The 18,091-nt window shown below is 59.2% G+C and carries 10 protein-coding genes; 2 read left to right on the top strand and 8 right to left on the bottom strand.

Translation table 11 applies throughout. The features are described 5' to 3' along the window. Positions 1–43 precede the first annotated feature (43 nt). From LJU29_RS07790 to LJU29_RS07760, 7 genes are read right to left on the bottom strand one after another with little or no spacing between them, the layout of a single operon-like run. Positions 44–1,048: a response regulator gene (locus LJU29_RS07790; RefSeq protein WP_002554762.1), complete on the bottom strand. Its 1,005-nt coding sequence runs from the start codon at positions 1,046–1,048 to the stop codon at positions 44–46. Between the two features lie 45 nt (positions 1,049–1,093). Further along, positions 1,094–2,104, bottom strand: a complete 1,011-nt coding sequence (locus LJU29_RS07785) for a chemotaxis response regulator protein-glutamate methylesterase (protein ID WP_005732486.1) — start codon at positions 2,102–2,104, stop codon at positions 1,094–1,096. After that, positions 2,101–4,482 (bottom strand): hybrid sensor histidine kinase/response regulator, encoded by a 2,382-nt coding sequence (locus LJU29_RS07780; RefSeq protein WP_257111994.1) that lies wholly within the window; start codon positions 4,480–4,482, stop codon positions 2,101–2,103. Before LJU29_RS07780 ends, LJU29_RS07785 begins: the two co-directional genes overlap by 4 nt. After that, positions 4,479–5,168 carry a chemotaxis protein CheW gene (locus tag LJU29_RS07775; RefSeq protein WP_002554765.1) on the bottom strand — a complete coding sequence of 230 codons (690 nt, stop codon included), beginning with the start codon at positions 5,166–5,168 and terminating at the stop codon, positions 4,479–4,481. Before LJU29_RS07775 ends, LJU29_RS07780 begins: the two co-directional genes overlap by 4 nt. Beyond that, positions 5,168–6,454, bottom strand: coding sequence for a CheR family methyltransferase (locus LJU29_RS07770; RefSeq protein WP_054996433.1), 1,287 nt, complete (start codon positions 6,452–6,454; stop codon positions 5,168–5,170). Before LJU29_RS07770 ends, LJU29_RS07775 begins: the two co-directional genes overlap by 1 nt. Beyond that, positions 6,451–6,987, bottom strand: coding sequence for a chemotaxis protein CheW (locus tag LJU29_RS07765; RefSeq protein WP_002554767.1), 537 nt, complete (start codon positions 6,985–6,987; stop codon positions 6,451–6,453). The genes LJU29_RS07770 and LJU29_RS07765 overlap by 4 nt, the downstream gene beginning before the upstream one ends. A gap of 8 nt (positions 6,988–6,995) precedes the next feature. Beyond that, positions 6,996–8,618, bottom strand: a complete 1,623-nt coding sequence (locus tag LJU29_RS07760; protein WP_004657990.1) for a methyl-accepting chemotaxis protein — start codon at positions 8,616–8,618, stop codon at positions 6,996–6,998. Between the two features lie 290 nt (positions 8,619–8,908). On the opposite strand from LJU29_RS07760, the gene LJU29_RS07755 reads away from it, so the two are divergent. Beyond that, positions 8,909–14,872, top strand: coding sequence for an NEL domain-containing protein (locus LJU29_RS07755; RefSeq protein ID WP_257111992.1), 5,964 nt, complete (start codon positions 8,909–8,911; stop codon positions 14,870–14,872). A gap of 57 nt (positions 14,873–14,929) precedes the next feature. On the opposite strand, the gene LJU29_RS07750 is transcribed toward LJU29_RS07755, so the two are convergent. Further along, positions 14,930–15,676, bottom strand: coding sequence for a tellurite resistance TerB family protein (locus LJU29_RS07750; protein ID WP_257111991.1), 747 nt, complete (start codon positions 15,674–15,676; stop codon positions 14,930–14,932). Between the two features lie 288 nt (positions 15,677–15,964). Between LJU29_RS07750 and LJU29_RS07745 the strand changes: the two genes are divergently transcribed. Beyond that, complete coding sequence (locus LJU29_RS07745; RefSeq protein WP_257111990.1) at positions 15,965–18,052, top strand: hybrid sensor histidine kinase/response regulator; 2,088 nt, start codon at positions 15,965–15,967, stop codon at positions 18,050–18,052. The last annotated feature ends 39 nt before the right edge of the window (positions 18,053–18,091 follow it).

Raw genomic sequence — 18,091 nt, 5'->3', positions numbered from 1 at the left:
CGAGCAGGCGTTGTGAGGCCTATTTTACCGGTCACTGGCGGCGTCAGCCTGCCGCAACCTGATTGCGTCCGTTGTTCTTGGCCAGATAAAGCCCCTTGTCGGCATCCAGAATCAGCTGACGGCTGTGCATCCCGACCTGCGGCGTCACGGTAGCGACGCCAATACTTACGGTAAGGCTGGAACCCGGCGTTGGAGCGATATGCGGGATGTTCATGCCTGACACGCTCTGGCGCAGTTTTTCAGCCAGCAGACGCGCCCCGCCCGGAGAGGTATTGGGCAGGACCATGGCAAACTCCTCGCCGCCGTAGCGCGCGGGCAAGTCGGACGGGCGACTGCAACTGTTGCGGATGGCTTTCGCCACCTGACGCAGGGCCTCGTCGCCCTCCAGGTGCCCGAAGTTGTCGTTGTAAGCCTTGAAGTAGTCGACATCGATCATCAGCAGCGACAACTGCGCCTGATCGCGAATAGCACGTCGCCACTCCAGCTCCAGATACTCATCGAAATGGCGGCGATTGGACAGCCCCGTCAGGCCATCGGAGTTCATAAGGCGTTGCAGCACCAGGTTGGTGTCAAGCAACTGTTGCTGGCTGACCCGCAGGGCACGATAGGCCTCGTCACGCTGCAACAGTGTCATATAGGAGCGCGAGTGGTAGCGAATGCGCGCCACCAGTTCGATGTTGTCCGGCAGTTTGACCAGATAATCGTTGGCCCCGGCCGAGAACGCGGCGCTCTTGATCAGCGGGTCTTCCTTGGTGGACAACACGATGATCGGGATATCGCGGGTCAACGGGTTGCTGCGGTACTCGCGAACCAGCGTCAGACCGTCGAGGCCCGGCATGACCAGATCCTGAAGAATCACGGTCGGTTTAATCTGCACGGCCTGGGCAATTGCCTGATGCGGGTCGGCGCAAAAGTGGAAGTCGATCGATTCGTGGCCAGCCAGCCCACGCCGGACAGCCTCGCCAATCATGGCCTGATCATCAACCAGAAGCACCATGGCGGTGTTCTCATCCGGGGTCTTGATCTCATCCGTCTGCAGGTCATGCATAGTGTTTCTCCTGATCGCCGACCACAGGTGAATGCACCTGAGCAGTCATTGAGTAAATACCTCGACCAAGCGAGGGGCAATGGCGGGCAGCGGACGTATCTCAACAGCAGCATCAATGGCTGCAGCCGCTTTGGGCATGCCATACACAGCAGAACTGGCCTGATCCTGAGCGATGGTCAGAAAACCTCGCTCCCGCATTGCCTTGAGTCCCTGCGCACCATCGCGCCCCATGCCGGTCAGTAGAACGCCGACTGCCTCACCACTCCAATAACGGGTTACGCTCTCGAAAAACACATCGATCGAGGGCCTGTAGACTTCATTCACAGGCTCTGCGGTATACGCCAGCGTACCGTCCTTGAGCAAACGAATATGATGATTGGTTCCGGCCAGCAGCACCACCCCTGGCTGCGGCGTTTCGCCTTCCGTTGCCAACCGCACGGGCAGGCCGGAAGCGGAACTCAACCACTCTGCCATACCGGCCGCGAATACCTGATCAACATGCTGCACAAGGACGATGGCTGCCGGAAAGCTCACCGGAAGCCCCTTCAGGAGAATCTCCAGCGCCGCGGGCCCGCCCGCCGAGGAGCCGATGGCAACGAGCCTGTCGCGTCTCGCCGGCTCCGATCTCGGCGCAGCCACCACATGCTCGCGGCCGACACGCTGACCGATCAGCCAGTCAATATTGAGTATCTTGCGCAGCAGAGGTGCCGCCGCCTCTTTGGGGTTAGGACCGCCGATGGCAGGCGTATCCACCACATCCAGCGCACCATGCCCCATCGCTTCGAATACGCGACGCATGTTCTGCTCGCGGTCGACGGTCACGATGACAATAGCGCAGGGTGTTTCGGCCATGATCCGACGGGTGGCCTCTACGCCATCCATCACCGGCATGATCAGGTCCATCAGGATCAGGTCCGGGGTCTGCTCGACGCAGCGCTGCACGGCGTCGGCACCATTGGACGCCACCCATATGATCTGGTGCGCGGGCTCGAAGGCCAGCGCGCGACGCAGGGCTTCGATGGCCATGGGCATGTCGTTGACGATGGCAATCTTCATCCTTGCGCGTCTCCTATCAATTCGACAACAGCGTCGAGCAAGGCATCATCGTGGAAACTGGCTTTGGCCAGGTAGTAATCCGCTCCGGCGTCCAGGCCGCGGCGTCGGTCTTCTTCACGATCCTTGTAGGAAACAACCATGACCGGCAATGACTGCAAACGGGTATCACGGCGCAGCAACGTCACCAGTTCTATACCGTCCATGCGCGGCATATCGATGTCGGTGATGAGCAGGTCGAAGTCCCCGGCACGCAGGGCATTCCAGCCGTCCATCCCGTCCACGGCGACCGACACTTCGTAACCGCGACCGACCAGCAGCTTGCGTTCCAGCTCGCGAACAGTCAAAGAGTCATCGACCACGAGAACCCGTTTGCGCGATACATGGTCGACCTGACGGTTGCGCCGGTCAATACGCTCAAGGCGTCCGGTATTCAGGAGTTTTTCCACCGAGCGCAGCATGTCTTCTACATCAACGATCAACACCACAGAACCGTCATCGAGCAAGGCCCCTGCCGAAACATCCTGAACCTTGCCCAGCCGCGCATCGAGCGGCATCACCACCAGCGTACGCTCACCGATGAAGCGTTCGACGGCTACGCCATAAACTGCATCACGCTCGCGAATAATCACAACCTTGAGCGCTTCGCCGGCATTCTGGGCGGGCGGCCGATTCAATAACTGACTGGCCGAGACCAGACCGACATGGCGCTCTTCATCCCAGAAGTGCTGACGCCCTTCCAGTTGCAAAATATCATCCGGCTGCAAGTCGCGCATGCGCTCGATATGGGCCAGAGGGAAGGCATAGGCTTCTCCGCCCACTTCCACCACCAGGCTACGCACTACTGAAAGCGTCAGCGGCAATTCAATCCTGAAGCGACTGCCCTCGCCCGTCCACTGCTGCAGCTCGACACTGCCGTGCATCTGGCGAACCATATGCTGCACAGCATCAAGCCCGACACCACGACCGGAAATCTGCGTGACCTTGTCGCGCATGCTGAAACCCGGCAGAAACAGAAAACTCAGCAGTTCCTCTTCGCTCAACTGCGCGGCGGTTTCTGCTGGCGAAAGCTTGCGTTCAACAATGCTCTGGCGCAAACGCTCCAGGTATACGCCGCCACCGTCGTCACTCAACTCAACGACCAGCAAACCAGCCTGATGCGATGCCTGCAGACGAATCAGACCTTCAGGGTCCTTGCCCGACGCCGCGCGTTTTTCGGGCGACTCGATGCCGTGGTCCACCGCGTTGCGCAGCAGGTGAGTCAACGGCGCATCAAGCTTTTCCAGTACATCGCGGTCGACCTGGGTCTTCTCCCCTTCGATCTGCAAGCGGACCTGTTTACCCAACTCACGCCCCAAATCGCGGACCATGCGCGCCTGACCGTTCAGCACATCGGCGAAGGGCCGCATGCGGCAGGCCAGTGCGGTGTCATACAGCAGCTGCGCGCGCTGCGCCGACTGCCAGCCAAACTCATCCAGCTCTGCGGTTTGCTGGACCAGCACCTGTTGCGCCTGGGACAGCAGGTTGCGTGCATCTTCCAGGGCTTTTTGCACATCAGCCGGGGGGCCTTCTTCGCCAAAGCTCGCACCCAATACTTCAAGCGCGCGGTCGCTGCTGCTTTGCAAGCGTTTGAGGCGCTGCATACCGGCCAGCAGCGGCTTGAGTCGCTGGGTCTCGACCAGTGATTTGCTGGACATGTCCAGCAGCCCGTTCAAACGCTCGGCAGTGACCCGCAATACACGCTCGCCGCCCTCGGCCACTCGACGTTCACGCAAGGGGGTAAAAGGTGCTTCCGGTTCCGGAGCCGGAGCCGGCTTGGCGGCGGACCTGGATGGCGGACGCGGCTGTGCTGTCAGTGGATCAGGGGCAGGGTTGATTACTGGCTCAGCCCCTTGGGCTGAAGACTCAAGCTGCTGCATCGCGCTGGCCAGCAATGCGTCCGAAGCCGGGTCAGGCAGCGGCGTATTGACCGTGCGCGCTGCGCCAGCACCGGAGGCCAGCAGCGCGTTGAGCCTTTCAACATAATTGTCGATATCGGGCTGACCAACGCTATTACCGCCTGGCGTAGCGATACGCATCAACAGGTCAGTGCCGGACAGCAGCGCATCAATGTGCTCGGCCTGCAGCAATAGACGGCCTTCTTGCGCGCTGACCAGACAGTCTTCCATCACATGCGCAACGCTCACACCGAAATCGACGCCGACAATGCGCGCCGCGCCCTTGAGCGAATGTGCCGCCCGCATGCAGGCTTCCAGCTGATCCGCCTGGGTCGGGTTACGCTCAAGCGCCAGCAGGCCCGCACTCAATACCTGGGTCTGCGCATCGGCTTCCAGCGTGAACAGTTCAAACAGTGAGGCGTCACGCATTTGATCTGGCGTCATGTAAGGCTCCGGTGCACCGCCGACAACAACTCTTCTTCGTCCAGCCAACGCAGGCTTCGGCCTTTCCATTGCAGAACGCCGCGAGTAAAACGGGCGTTGGCATGAGTACCGGACGCAGAAGCGGCTTCCAGCTCACGCTCGTCAATGGCGTGAATGCCGTCAACCTCGTCCACCGGTACCACGACCGGGCCGCCTTCAGCGGCAACGATCAACATGCGCGGAACCACCCGCGCCGACTGGTCACTCGCTGCATTGCTGTCCAGCCCTAGCAGCTCGACCAGCGATATGCACGCTACCAGAGCACCCCGTACGTTGGCGACACCCAGCATCGCACGCGAGCGCTGGTGCGGCAGCGAATGGATGGTCTGGCTGGGGGCGACCTCCGAGAGGCAGCGGGAAGCCAGCCCCAGCCACTCTTCGCCAAGACGAAATACCAGGATGGAGCGGGTCTGTATGTCGCGTAGCAATACAGAGCCCTGAAACTGCTCATGCGATTCCTGGGCCAGCGCGTAGCGGTCCAGCAGACGAGTGGCCGCCGCAGAATAAACCGCGCAGTTGCGACAGTGGATGTGCTCTTCAAGCAACGGGCAGGAACGATCACCGTGAATACCGATACGGTTCCAGCAGTCATCGATATCCAGGGCTTGGTCATGGGTAAGACTGGAAAAACCGGACACACCCGTCATCAATGGTTTCCTTGTTTATTCGCGCCACGTGCAGCACGGTCCTGCAAGCGCCGGGCCCCGGCACTGTCGCCCTGGGCGGCCAGCAACGCAGCCAGTTGGGCCAGCGATTCGGAGTGCTGCGGTTGCAGGTACAACGCCTTGCGATAGAAACCCTGAGCCTGCGCCACGCTGCCTTCTACTTCGCTGAGCAGGCCCAGCCAGTAAAACACCTGTGCAACCGGCTCATGCTGTTGCAGATAGCGCTCGCAGGCAGCCCGTGCCTCGGCACTTTTGCCTTCGTTGGCCAGGCCGGCAATCCTGTCGAGCAGCGCCGAAACCTCGCTATTGCCAGTGACAGCAACCGGCTTGACGATGGGCGCAAATGCTGCGGACGTTCGTGCGACAGGTCGTGGCGCAGGCGCTCTGGCAGGTGCATCGGGGGCCGGGCGCGGTGCAACCGGGGCGGCTACCGGAGCCGGGGTCCAAGCAGGGGCCGGAGCCGTCGGTTCGATTGGCGCATGCCGGAAGACAAATGATTGCGCAATACCGATAGAGCGCATGCCAATACTTGCCAGCAGGTTGCCCTCCGCCGGCCCGATGAACAGCAGGCCGTCTTCCCGGGTCAGTTGCTTGAGGACCTTGAACACATGTTGCTGGGTCTGCCGATCAAAATAGATCACCAGATTGCGGCAGAAAACGATGTCATAGGCGACCTGCGAAGCCAGTTTCGGATCGAGCAGGTTGCCAGCCTGAAAACTCACACAGGCGCGCACACTGTCGGCGATTTCAAACCCGTCAGCGACCGGGTTGAAATACCGCTCGCGAAAACCGGTGTCGCTGCCCCGGAACGAGTTCTTGCCATAGATACCGTGCTCGGCCTTGGCAATCGAAACAGGGCTGATATCAATGGCATCGACCTTGAACTGCCTGGCATCGACTCCCGCATCGAATAACGCCATGGCAATCGAATAGGGTTCCTCGCCGGTCGAGCACGGCAGGCTGAGAATACGCAACGGGCGCACACCTGCAAGGCTCGCTATACGTTCACGGGCCAGCATGCCCAGTGTGACGAACGATTCCGGGTAGCGAAAAAACCAGGTTTCGGGAACGATCACCGCCTCGATCAGCGCCTGCTGTTCTTGAGGCGATGACACCAGAAGATGCCAGTACGTATCACTGTCGGGGCAATGGGCGGCCGTCGCACGCTGACGCAAGGCACGCTCGATGATCGCCTCGCCGACCGAGGTCACATCCAGCCCGATACGCTCCTTGAGAAAGCTGAAGAAGCGTGAATCGTCGGCCTTCATGGCGCATCCTCAAGCAGTTCAAGGTCGATTGGCGGCACCGGGTACAACAACTCGCGAACCGGCTCGCTCAACAGTTCCTGAACGTGAATCCATTGCAGCAGCCCCTGCTCATCCTCGCGAACCGGCCCCAGGTAAGGTGACAGGCGATTGTCCAGCCCGTACGCCTTGAACTGTGACACCGGGCAACGCAGCGTTTCGGTGGCCTGCTCCAGAATCAGCCCGAGTAATTGCGCCGGGTGCGCGTCGTCGTGCCGATAATGCACCAGAACCATGCGGGTGCTGGTGCGCAAGCGCGCTGGCTGACCGGAGTTCAGTGCACTGATGTCAATCACCGGCACGATCTCGCCGCGATGGGCAAAGATCCCCGCCACCCAGTGCGGAGCCTGGGCAATTGCCTTGAGTTTCACGCGAGGCAGGATCTCGGCAATCTCTGTCGCGTCCAGTGCATAGCGGTCTTCGCCGATGCAAAACAGCAGAAAGAGTTTGCTGGTGGTCAGTGGCGTGCCGTTGCGCCTCGGCGATTGATCCGTCATTGGAGTGTTCAGACCTTGAATCGCGAAACGCCACCGCGCAGCCCGACCGCGACCTGACTCAACTCGTCGATGGCGAAACTGGCTTGACGCAGAGACTCGACGGTCTGGCTGCTGGCATCCGCCAGTTGCACCAGCGCCTGATTGATCTGTTCGGCACCGGTAGCCTGAGCCTGCATACCTTCATTGACCATCAGCACACGGGGCGCCAACGCCTGTACCTGCTGAATGATCTGCGACAACTGCTCGCCGACCTGAGTGACCTCGAACATGCCACGGCGCACTTCTTCGGAAAACTTGTCCATGCCCATAACGCCTGCGGAAACCGCCGACTGGATTTCCCGCACCATTTGTTCAATGTCATAGGTGGCGACAGCGGTCTGGTCGGCGAGGCGCCGCACTTCGGTGGCGACCACCGCGAAACCACGGCCGTACTCACCCGCCTTCTCGGCCTCGATGGCTGCGTTAAGCGACAGCAGGTTGGTCTGGTCGGCCACCTTGACGATGGTAACGACGACCTGATTGATGTTGCCGGCCTTCTCGTTGAGGATCGCCAGCTTGGCGTTGACCAGGTTGGCAGCGCCCATTACCTGATGCATGGTGTCTTCCATGCGTGCCAGCCCCTGCTGGCCGGAACCGGCGAGAATCGACGCCTGATCTGCTGCCGAGGTGACTTCGGTCATGGTTCGCACCAGGTCGCGCGAAGTGGCAGCAATTTCCCGCGAGGTCGCGCCGATCTCGGTGGTGGTTGCCGCGGTCTCGGTAGCGGTGGCCTGCTGCTGGCGGGAAGTCGCAGCGATTTCAGTGACAGAAGTCGTTACCTGCACCGAAGAACGCTGGGCCTGCGCAACCAGCGCAGTCAGCTCGGTCATCATGTCGTTGAAGCCGGTTTCGACCGCATTGAACTCGTCCTTGCGGGACAGGTTCAGGCGGGTGCTCAGATCTCCGGTACGCATGATGTCCAGAATCCGCACGATCAGTTGCATCGGTGCCATGATCGAACGCATCAGCAGCAGCCCGCAGGCCGCAGCCGCCAGCACTGCCACCAGCAGCGACAGGATCATGCTGATCTTGGCAGCCAGCACGGCATTGACGATATTGGCGGTAGCCTGATCAGCCAACTGCTTGTTGGCGACAATCAGGTCGTTGAGCTGCTTGCGGCCCGTGAGCCAGACCGGGTTGACCTCGCCATAGAACTCGGCGCGCGCACCGGCATAATCGCCGCGATCATACTTGGCGTGGACCTCGGCAAGCATGCGCGAGTAGGCCTCGCGGCGTTTTTCAAAAAGCGCAAAACTGTCGCGGTCTGCGTTATCGAAAATGGACTTTTTGTAGCCGTCCATCTGCGCCTGCAGGTTCTCGTCAAAAGCCTGAAACTGGTCTTTTTCCTGCTTGGTCATCGCACGCGCTTCGCCTTCGGCAATCAGCTCCAGCGTACGGATATAACTTTCCCCCCACGCGCTACGCACCAGAGTGCTGTAGTAGACGCCAGGCAGCGCATCGAGACGGACCTCTTCCTCACTGGACTCGATGGACAACAGCCGTGAATAAGATACAACGACCATCAACAGCATGATTGCGATGATGACGGCGAAACTCGCCAGAATCCGTTGGCGCAAGGTCCAGTTCTTCACAGTCAGCCCTCAAGAGTTCAACGACGGCATCGGGCCGTGTTCAAGAAGCGGACCGACGAGCGGTCCAAGCGGCGTGAGTATAGCCCAGCCGTCAACGGGTACACGGGGAATGAAAAACCAAATCATCGCACCTGCTCATTAACCCGCTTTCCTGCCTTCTTGTCGGCACCTGCCACCACTACTTGAACACAACACGTCAGGAACCTGTGCAGCCGATAAATAGTTAGCACTTGCCGGCCTGACCTCAAACGTAAGCTTTGTCGCCTGCTCACTCACGACAAGGCACTTCAATGCTGGACCAAACTTCGCCGGGCAAGGCACCTGCCGCCCCGCATGTGCAACTTATAAAAGATAAATCCCCCCGATGGCTGCTTGACGCAGAACCGTCAACCCATGCAACTCTGCGCAAAACCTCCGGACGCCCCTTGCAATGGCTGACGAGCGCGCGCACGTCCAGCCTGGAGCAAGTCGATAAACTTCAGCAGCTCTATGCCGAGCATCGCCAGAATGAACAAAAGGTTCGTCCGACGCTTGATCGCCTCTCGACACTGGAAGACTTCGCGACCCCTCTTCTGACGGCGGCGATCAAGGACCGCTTCGGTCTGGACGTGGACGTCGCCCGGACCTGGCTGTTTCACGCCAGCCGGGCCAAGGTCGACCAGTCGTTCCTGGCGGCATCCCGAGACCCCATAACTCAAGCCAACATTGCCTTGAGGGCCGCCTGTCAGAGCCTGCTCAAGGCTGCGCTGCAGAATTTCGAAAAGTGGGAAACCGCGCCTGGCGCGATGGATTCGGGCATAGAGACTCAGGTGTTTTCCGCCTTTGAAATCACCGGTCAACAGATCGCCGGCCAGTCCTTGCCGATATCTGCGACCGGGTTCGCAGCGATGTGCCGCGAGCTGGACCTGGGCGGTAAATACCAGACCCACCTGGAGTCCGTCTTCAATGCACCTTCGACACCCGAAGAAACGGCGGACGCTGCGGCATCCAGGCTGCGCAAGGACTTCCTGAAACTTCAGTCATCGTCCATCCGGCTTCAACTGCAGATTGCCTCCCTGCAGGAACTTGTCAGCCCGCCATTGCAGGGCGCGTTACTGGATATTCTCGACGGCAAGCAAAACGTCCGGCTTGATAACAGGCCGGTCAACTGCAGCGTGCTGTGCCTGGGGGATGTCGAACTTGACGGCCCGTTCGTTATTGGCAAAGACCGCGACATGGCAACTCAGGCAGAAAAAATTGTCGTCTACATTCCAGACGATCCGGTTGCGCCATTGAAGGAATACGCCTCGGTCGAGGCGTTTATAAACTCGTTGCGCGACCGGATGTTCATCGATGGATATCTGAATTTTTTCATGCGTTTCATACCGGCGCGCCATCGAAGCGCCCTGTTTGAAAAGCTGTCCGAGCGTCTGCACCCCAAAGTCAAGAAAGGGGGGTTCTTCGAGCGCCAGTGGCTGGAACGTGAAGCGGACCGAAACGCCCGGCTGGACCTGAGAGAGACTCCTCTGCAAGGCCCCTTGCCGGAGGCCCTGTACGATCGCAAACGTGCAGCGTTGAAGGACAATGCGCTGTTTCATGGCGTGCCAACGGCGGCGCAGGACCAGAAAACTGTCGGCGAGCGTGTGCAGTACTTTAAGGACAAAGCCTTCGACGTCTTGAACATCGCCGCTTTTGTCGTTCCGGTATTGGGCGAAGTGATGATGGCCGTCACAGCCATTCAGTTGGCCCATGAAGTCTATGAGGGCATAGAAAGCTGGGCCAAGGATGAAAAACAGCAGGCGCTCGCCTACCTGTTCGACGTGGTGGAGAATATTGCGCTGATGTCGGCCCTTGGCGCTGCGGCGACGGGCTCAGCAGGCATACCTGCTATACAGGTGCCCGAGTTCGTAAACGGCCTCAAACCCGTGGAATTACCGAGTGGAATGACTCGTCTCTGGAAACCGGACCTGACACCCTTTAGCCATGACATCGTGCTGCCAAAGGGTCTGCTGCCCAACGCCACAGGCCTGTATACATGGCAAGGCAAGCAGTGGCTGCCACTTGAAGGACGCACCTATTCGGTGAGCCCTGCCCCGACCGGCGATGGTTATTTGATGGAGCACCCGAGCCGTCCGGACAGCTACCAGCCCGCCTTGCGCCACAACGGTGCTGGGGCCTGGTTGCATGAGCTTGATCGCCCGCTGGAGATGGAAGGCCTGACGCTGTTCCGACGGCTGGGATATTCCAGCGAAGCGTTCCCCGACAGCGCAGCCAGACGCATCATAAAAGTCAGCAACACACCTGAATCCGTGATGCGCCAGGCACTGGCCGAGCAGCGCCGCCCACCCGCATTGCTCGAAGACACAACGCGTCGCTTCAGGCTGGACCAGGAAATTGATCGTTTCATAGAGCAGATGGAAGCCAACGATGCAGACGCAGCAGCGCCTCTTCAACTTGAACTGCTGAGCCAAGACTCTGGCTGGCCGAACAATCGCGCGCTGGTGCTGGTGGATGCCCAAGGCAATACGCTCCAGAAATTCGTCGCGGCGCAGCAGTCTGGCGCTGCCGCCCCCCTCGACATCCATATTCGTGCCGATCAGCCAGATGCCCTGCGCCAAGTCCTGGAAAAACTGAACAACATCGAAATCCGGACTCTGCTCAACGAAGAGTTCGGTGCGGGTCAGCCGGGCATCGCACCGCGGCTGATCGCTTTACGCGCACAATTGGTGGCGCGTGCCCGGACAACCAGAGCCTGGTTGTTCGAATCACGTTACCGCGCCCTGAAAGTCGCTGATACGGACGGCGCGCAAACCCTCCAGCAGGCGTTTTCCGGCCTGCCGCCGCTGGTTGTCGAGGAATTGGCCAGCCACGCCTCGCCAGCAGAGCGGATACAACTCACTACAGAGCGCCGCGTACCCTTACGCATGGCCGAAGAAGCCAGTGCCTATTTGCAGCAAGTACGGCTGGCACGAGCCTATGAGGGCCTTTACCTGACCTCGGTATCCAGCGCAGATACCGATTGCCTTGCCCTGCACAGCCTTGAAGCCCTTGCGCAATGGCCTTCTCAGGTCAGGCTGGAGGTGCACAATCGCTTCTTTGGCGGCCAACTGCTCGACAGTATCGGGGCTCAGGAGGCTCCCGTTCGCAAGGTGCTGATCAAAGATGGCAATCGTTATGAGACACGTGACGCTGAAGATCAGCACCTGCACGGGCTGGACGATCTGTATTCATCCGTACTTCACGCCCTGCCCGATGCCGAGCGCAGCCAATTGGGTTTTGCCCATACCGGCCAGGGGCAGGCGCTGGAGGCTCTGATTCAGGAAAACCCTCTGCCTCGCCAGACTCTCGCGCCACTGCTGAAAATGCAGGCGCTCAAACCCGGCTCCAAGTCCCCCATGCGTCTGGCCGATGGGCGCCTTGGTTATCCCTTGAGCGGTAACGGCAGAACCGACTGGCATATGACCGATGAAAGTCTGCTGGACAAGATCCGTTTGCTGGAACTGGAAGACGCGTTCCCCGAAGACATTCTCAGCCGCCTGCGCCACACAGGCAGGGATAATCGGGCTATCGATGAACGACTCAACAGCCTGCTGGGCGAGCAAATGATGCTGCGGGAAAGTCTTGACGCCTGGACCTTTGAAGTCGTGGCAATGCCCCCCATGAGTCAGGCGCATATCGATAGCCGGGCGCGTATCAGCGAGGCGATCTGGAACCACTGGCGCATCAATAACCTGCCTGAAATCGGACGAACGCTTGAGCCACTGTATCTGCAGCAGGTATCCCTGACTGACTTCCCACGACACCTGCCAGATTTTGTATACGCGCGGGTGAGCGGACTCTATCTGGAGAATATCTCGATCGAGCCCCGAGTGCGCCCGGGCGCGGAGCTTTCAACACCGGTAGCCACGGATCTGCCCAGACAGTTGACCAACAGCTTCGAACTTGGACACTTTCTGCAACGCTTCCCCCACACACGCTCACTCATTCTGGTCGGCGAACCCGGCGCCGGTGCGGATCCGCAGATATCGGCCTTCCTCAACCTGCCCCAGCAAGTGTCCAGTGTGCTGCCGCAACTTACTGAACTGGGACTGATAAACCAGAGCATTTTTCTGGATCAGGCGCAGATGGACCACTTGCGCGATATGCCTGATCTCAGGTCGCTGAACCTCAGCGGCAACCGGCTGGTCAGCTTGCTGCCTATGGACCTTGGCTGGCTGCATCTTGACCGGTTGATACTGGAACGAGTCGGCATGCACCGCTGGCCTTCCTGGCTGACGGACATAATCCCGAACAATATTCGTGAGCTGTCGGTGGCTCATAACAACCTGACCGAACTGCCGGACTGGATCCTCGACAATCCCCTCAACCCCGAGCATCAGACCCTGATCGTTTTGCGCGGCAACAGCCTGTCCAGGCATACGGTGATGCACGCACGCATCAATGAGGCTGTACCCGACTGTTCGTTTCGCTTCCTGATGGACACGCCGCTCGCTGTGCAAGCCGCTATAAACATGCAATTGCGCGAAGGTGCCGAATTATCTGCCGCGCTTGATCAGTGGACACATGCCTCAAATTCGCTGGCCATTACGAGTGAACGGACCATCGAAGCCCGCCGCGAGATCGGCAGGATACTGACTGATCACTGGCGAGCGTTCAGCCTGGGGCAAATCCACCGTCCACTGCGCCTGGAAAACCTTTCGCTGGCCGACTTTCCCCGCCAACTGCCGGAGTTTTTCTATCGTCAGATACGCTATCTGCACCTGAGCAGAGTCACGGCCACGGGATCTGATCTGGACCAGCTGCTGCGCCGTATGACTGATCTGAGCTCACTGGTAATGAACGGGCATGTCGCACCGCTGCTGCAACTGCCTCCGGCGCTGCTTGAGCTTCCATCACTTCGTTCGCTATTGCTGATTGACCAGGGAATGGTGATCGAGCAAAAGCACATCGATTTCTTCAGCCGTATTCCAACGCTTGCAAGGCTGGAACTGGATGGCAACCGGATGGGTGCGATCAGCGATCTGTCTGCCCTTAACAATACCGCGCTCAACTGGCTATCACTCAATAACGTCGGATTAACCGAATGGCCGACCTGGGTGGATGACATGATTCCAGCACATCTGGGGACGCTCCTGCTGGAGGGCAATCTGATTACTGACTTGCCGGAGCATATTCTGGCCAATCCCGGCAGCGAATCTGCGCACACGGAAATAAGCTTGCTGAACAACCCGCTTTCCGAAGACAGCATGCGTCGAGCACATTTTTCAGAACGTTATGGACGCTCTTTCACCTTTGACATGGACCTGCCACCCGAACTCGCAGCGATGGACTGGACGGAGCAGCATGATTCGGACTCATCGATATCAGACTACGAGTCAGAAGACAGTCGGGCATCGACTCCAGAGCCAGTGACTGCCGAACCCTGGCTGGACGACAGCAACCCGCTCAGCGCCACGCGGCGTGCGCTCTGGGAGCAACTGGAGGCCAGCGACTACAACCGAAGGCTATTGGACCTGATCGGTTCGCTGCGCCACAGTGCCGACTATCGCAATACCGCCAGCCGGGCAGCACTGCAGGAGCGCGTCTGGCGAGTACTCGGCGCGGTGAGTCAGGCCCCTCAACTGGGAACGACCCTGAGTGCTATCGCCGAAGAACCACTCAGGCTGTTCCGTGACAACAACACCTGCCCGGACGGCATCCTGCTGGAGTTCAACCAGATGGAGGTGATGGTGTTCATTCGTCAGTCACTGCAAGATGTTGTGCCGGAGCAGCGAGGTGCACTGCTGTACAGGCTGACAACCCGGCTTTATCGCCTGTCCGAACTGGATGCTGCTGCCCGAGAGCAGACCGGGGGCCGCGATGAAGCTGAAGTTCGTCTGGCGTATCGCATACACTGGGCAAGCGCGCTGGACCTGCCCGTACCACCGGAAGGCATGTTGTATCAGGCCCACGCCGCCATCAGGCCGGGTGAGTTCGAGACAGCCCTGCTTCGCGTGCAGTCCGGAGAACAAGGCGAACCATTCCTGCGCTTCGCCGAGCAGCAGGATTACTGGATCAACTATCTGCGCGAAACCCATGCTGGACGGTTCGATGAACTCGAACATCTTTACAGGACTGACCTGACCCGGCTCACCGACGAATTCGAACAGCGCAACATCAGCCTGGACAATCCAGAATACGAAAGACGCATTCGGGAGTTTGAAGCCAGCTTCAAGGCACAGCAAACAGTGCTGATAAGGGAGCTGACCAACGCCGAGGGGCTGGAGCATCATTGATGGCATGGGCCGCCTGACGCAAAGTGCGCCAGGCGGCCCGGCAGCGGACGTGGCAGCTTACTCGGCGCCCCGCACCTGTGCTTCCAGTCCGGACTTGAGACCGGGCTCCAGTTTCAACTGGCGCGCCAGCTCATCGAGATAGGCGCGCTCCATGAAGTGCTCTTCATCCACCAGCATGACACTGGCGATATACATTTCCGCCGCCATTTCAGGCGTGGTCGCGGCGCGTGCCACTTCTACCGGGTCCAGCGGTTTGTTCAGCTCGGCCTGAAGCCATTGCTGAAGCGCCTGATCGCTGTTCAATTTGCTGAACTCGCCCTCGATCAGTTCTCGCTCACGCTCATCCACATGACCATCGGCTTTTGCAGCGGCGACCAATGCACGCAGGATAGCCTGGCTGTGCTGCTCGGCTTCAGCCTCGGGCAAGCGATCAATGGTTTGCGGCTCACGCTGACCGACGAGGCCCTGACTGGACTGCCAGTTGTTATAGGCCTTATAGGCCAGTACGCCCAATGCCGCCAAGCCTCCGTAAGTCAGCACCTTACCGCCCATGCCGCGCGAGCGTTTGCCGCGCAGAAGGCTCATGGCACCTGCAGCCAGCGCACCGCCACCGGCGCCGGACAGCAGACCGCCAAGACCGCTCTGAGAAGTCCCTTGGCCTTTACCGCCGCCGAGCAGACTGCCCAGACCATTGATCAATGAGTCGCTGCCCGAAGACTGCTTGGCGGATTTGCCGTTAGCCTTGTTCTGCAACATGCTTTGTCCGGATTTGAGCAACTGATCGAGTAAGCCACGCGTATTCACAGAAAGCCTCCTACAAGGTTTGTCAGATGAGTCATTGACCAACAAGTTGACAGGAAGTCACTGACTCAAGATTACCGGTGTGCTTCCGAATGTTACGATTCCCGGCCAGCCCCATTCATCCAATCATTCCCGATATCAGCGAAACACGTGCAACGCGCGGCTCTGATAAGCGGTCAATATCAGGGCAGCCGGTACGAAAAGCAGTTAAAAAGACTGCTCGTCCAGATCGATCAACCTTAAGTACACCCATATGAACGCAAGACGCATACCGTCAGGAGCTTGCCTGAAGTGATATCGCCCACTGGTTTCCCGACAGCTAACGGCACGGCTGCCGGGATTATCCGATCAAAGGACTGGAGCCAGACACCACTCGGCCCCATCGAGCATTGGCCGGTATCGCTGAAAAACACCCTGAATCTGATTCTGAATTCGCCGGAATCGATGTATCTGCTCTGGGGACCGGAGCTGGTGTTTTTCCATAATGATGCTTATACCCCCATCCTCGGCCCGCGTAAGGATAACGCCATCGGCGCACTTATTCCGGACCTCTGGGCTGACGTGTGGGATCAGGTCGCGCCACTGGTCATTGATGCATACGCCGGCAAGCCCTGCCATTACAAGGACATGCCGCTGAGCATGGCGCGCTATGGTGAGGTCGAGCAGACATGGTGGTCATTCTCCTTCTCGCCGGTTATCGACGAGCGAGGGATGATCGTTGGCATGTTTTGCATCACCAACGAAACCACCGAGCATGTCCTCAGTCAGCAAGCGTTGCAGGACAGTGAGCGCGAACGCCTGAAACTGATCGAGGATCTGGTAAATCTGGAACGGCGGCAGACCGCCAGGCTGGCACAGCGGACCCTGGAGCTGGATACATTCTGGGAGATTTCCCCGGATCCGCTGGCGATACTCGATTTCAACGGCATTTTCCTGCGGGTGAACCCGGCCTGGACAGTGCTGCTGGGCCACACTGAACAAGAGCTGCTGGGCAGTTCGATCATGAGCCTGCTGCATCCCGATGATGTGCGTAATACCGAGGATGCCCTGAAACACACTATCAATCATGTTTTGCCGCTGTTCGAGAATCGCTACCGGCATGTGGACGGGACCTATCAATGGTTCGGCTGGACCGCTGCGCCAGGCAATGGAATCATTTTTGCGCTGGGCAAGCACCTGACCCATGAGAAAGATCGCATCGAAGCATTGCGTATTGCCGAAGAAGCACTGATTCAAGCGCAGAAAATGGAAGCGGTCGGGCAGTTGACCGGCGGTTTGGCACATGACTTCAACAACCTGCTGATGGGCGTGACCGGCAACATGGAGTTGCTCCTGTCGAGGATCAGACAGGAGCGCTTCACGGCGCTGGATCGCTATATCAATGCAGCACTGGAGGGCTCAAGACGCGCAGCCTCTCTGACGCACCGCCTGCTGGCATTCTCGCGCCGTCAGACACTGGCCCCCAAGGCGACGGATATCGACCTTCTGGTGGCGGGCATGGATGAACTGATCCGGCGTACCGTGGGTCCTGCCATCGATATGCAGGTCATTGCTTCACGAGGGCTGTGGTCGACCCTGGTGGACCCGCATCAGTTGGAAAACTCGCTGCTCAATTTATGTATCAACGCCAAGGACGCCATGCCCGACGGCGGGCAGCTGCTGATTCAGACCGGCAACCGTCATCTGAATGCAGCCGCAGCGGCGAGGTATCAGTTGCCCGCAGGTCGTTACGTGGAGTTATGCGTCAGCGATACAGGCACGGGCATGGACAAAGATGTCATGGCACGGGCCTTCGATCCGTTCTTCACCACCAAACCGTTAGGCATGGGGACGGGCTTGGGGCTGTCGATGATTTACGGCTTTGCACGGCAGTCCGGAGGCGGCGTCAACATCACCTCAAACGTTGGAGAGGGCTCGAAAGTCTGCATCCTGCTGCCGATGCATGAAGGTGAGCCTGAAGCGGTGGCACTTGAGGACAGCCCTCTACAAGTACCCGCACCTGGCATCAGCGATGAAACCATTCTGGTCGTTGATGACGAGCCCGCTGTGCGCCATCTGATTGCCGAGTTGCTTGAAGACCTTGGCTATACCATTTTGCAGGCCGAGCGAGGTGCCGATGCTCTGACCATTCTGCAGTCCAAAGCGGCTATCGACCTGTTGATTACCGACGTCGGTCTGCCAGGCGGCATGAACGGTCGTCAGGTCGCAGACGCCGCCCGGGATGTTCGGCCCGACCTGAAAATACTGTTTGTGACCGGCTATGCTGAAAATGCGGCGCTGGCCCACGATACGCTTGAACCTGGCATGCATGTACTGCCCAAGCCTTTTGCCATAGCCGAACTGATCGGACGCGTCACCGAACTGCTTGAAGGCGAATAAAAATGAGCGCCCTGCGGCGCTCACTTATTTGCTGCTTCC

This window comes from Pseudomonas ficuserectae (assembly GCF_024584585.1).
Lineage (GTDB): Bacteria > Pseudomonadota > Gammaproteobacteria > Pseudomonadales > Pseudomonadaceae > Aquipseudomonas > Aquipseudomonas amygdali.
The sequence above is the reverse complement of the archived record's forward strand: the minus strand, read 5'-3'. Positions and strand labels throughout refer to the sequence as shown.

What these genes read in the sequence shown, in the direction of transcription:
- LJU29_RS07790 (WP_002554762.1), bottom strand. Translation starts at nt 1,048, where the DNA reads ATGCATGACCTGCAGACGGATGAGATCAAGACCCCGGATGAGAACACC.
- LJU29_RS07775 (WP_002554765.1), bottom strand. Translation starts at nt 5,168, where the DNA reads ATGACGGGTGTGTCCGGTTTTTCCAGTCTTACCCATGACCAAGCCCTG.
- LJU29_RS07785 (WP_005732486.1), bottom strand. Translation starts at nt 2,104, where the DNA reads ATGAAGATTGCCATCGTCAACGACATGCCCATGGCCATCGAAGCCCTG.
- LJU29_RS07755 (WP_257111992.1), top strand. Translation starts at nt 8,909, where the DNA reads ATGCTGGACCAAACTTCGCCGGGCAAGGCACCTGCCGCCCCGCATGTG.
- LJU29_RS07765 (WP_002554767.1), bottom strand. Translation starts at nt 6,987, where the DNA reads ATGACGGATCAATCGCCGAGGCGCAACGGCACGCCACTGACCACCAGC.
- LJU29_RS07780 (WP_257111994.1), bottom strand. Translation starts at nt 4,482, where the DNA reads ATGACGCCAGATCAAATGCGTGACGCCTCACTGTTTGAACTGTTCACG.
- LJU29_RS07770 (WP_054996433.1), bottom strand. Translation starts at nt 6,454, where the DNA reads ATGAAGGCCGACGATTCACGCTTCTTCAGCTTTCTCAAGGAGCGTATC.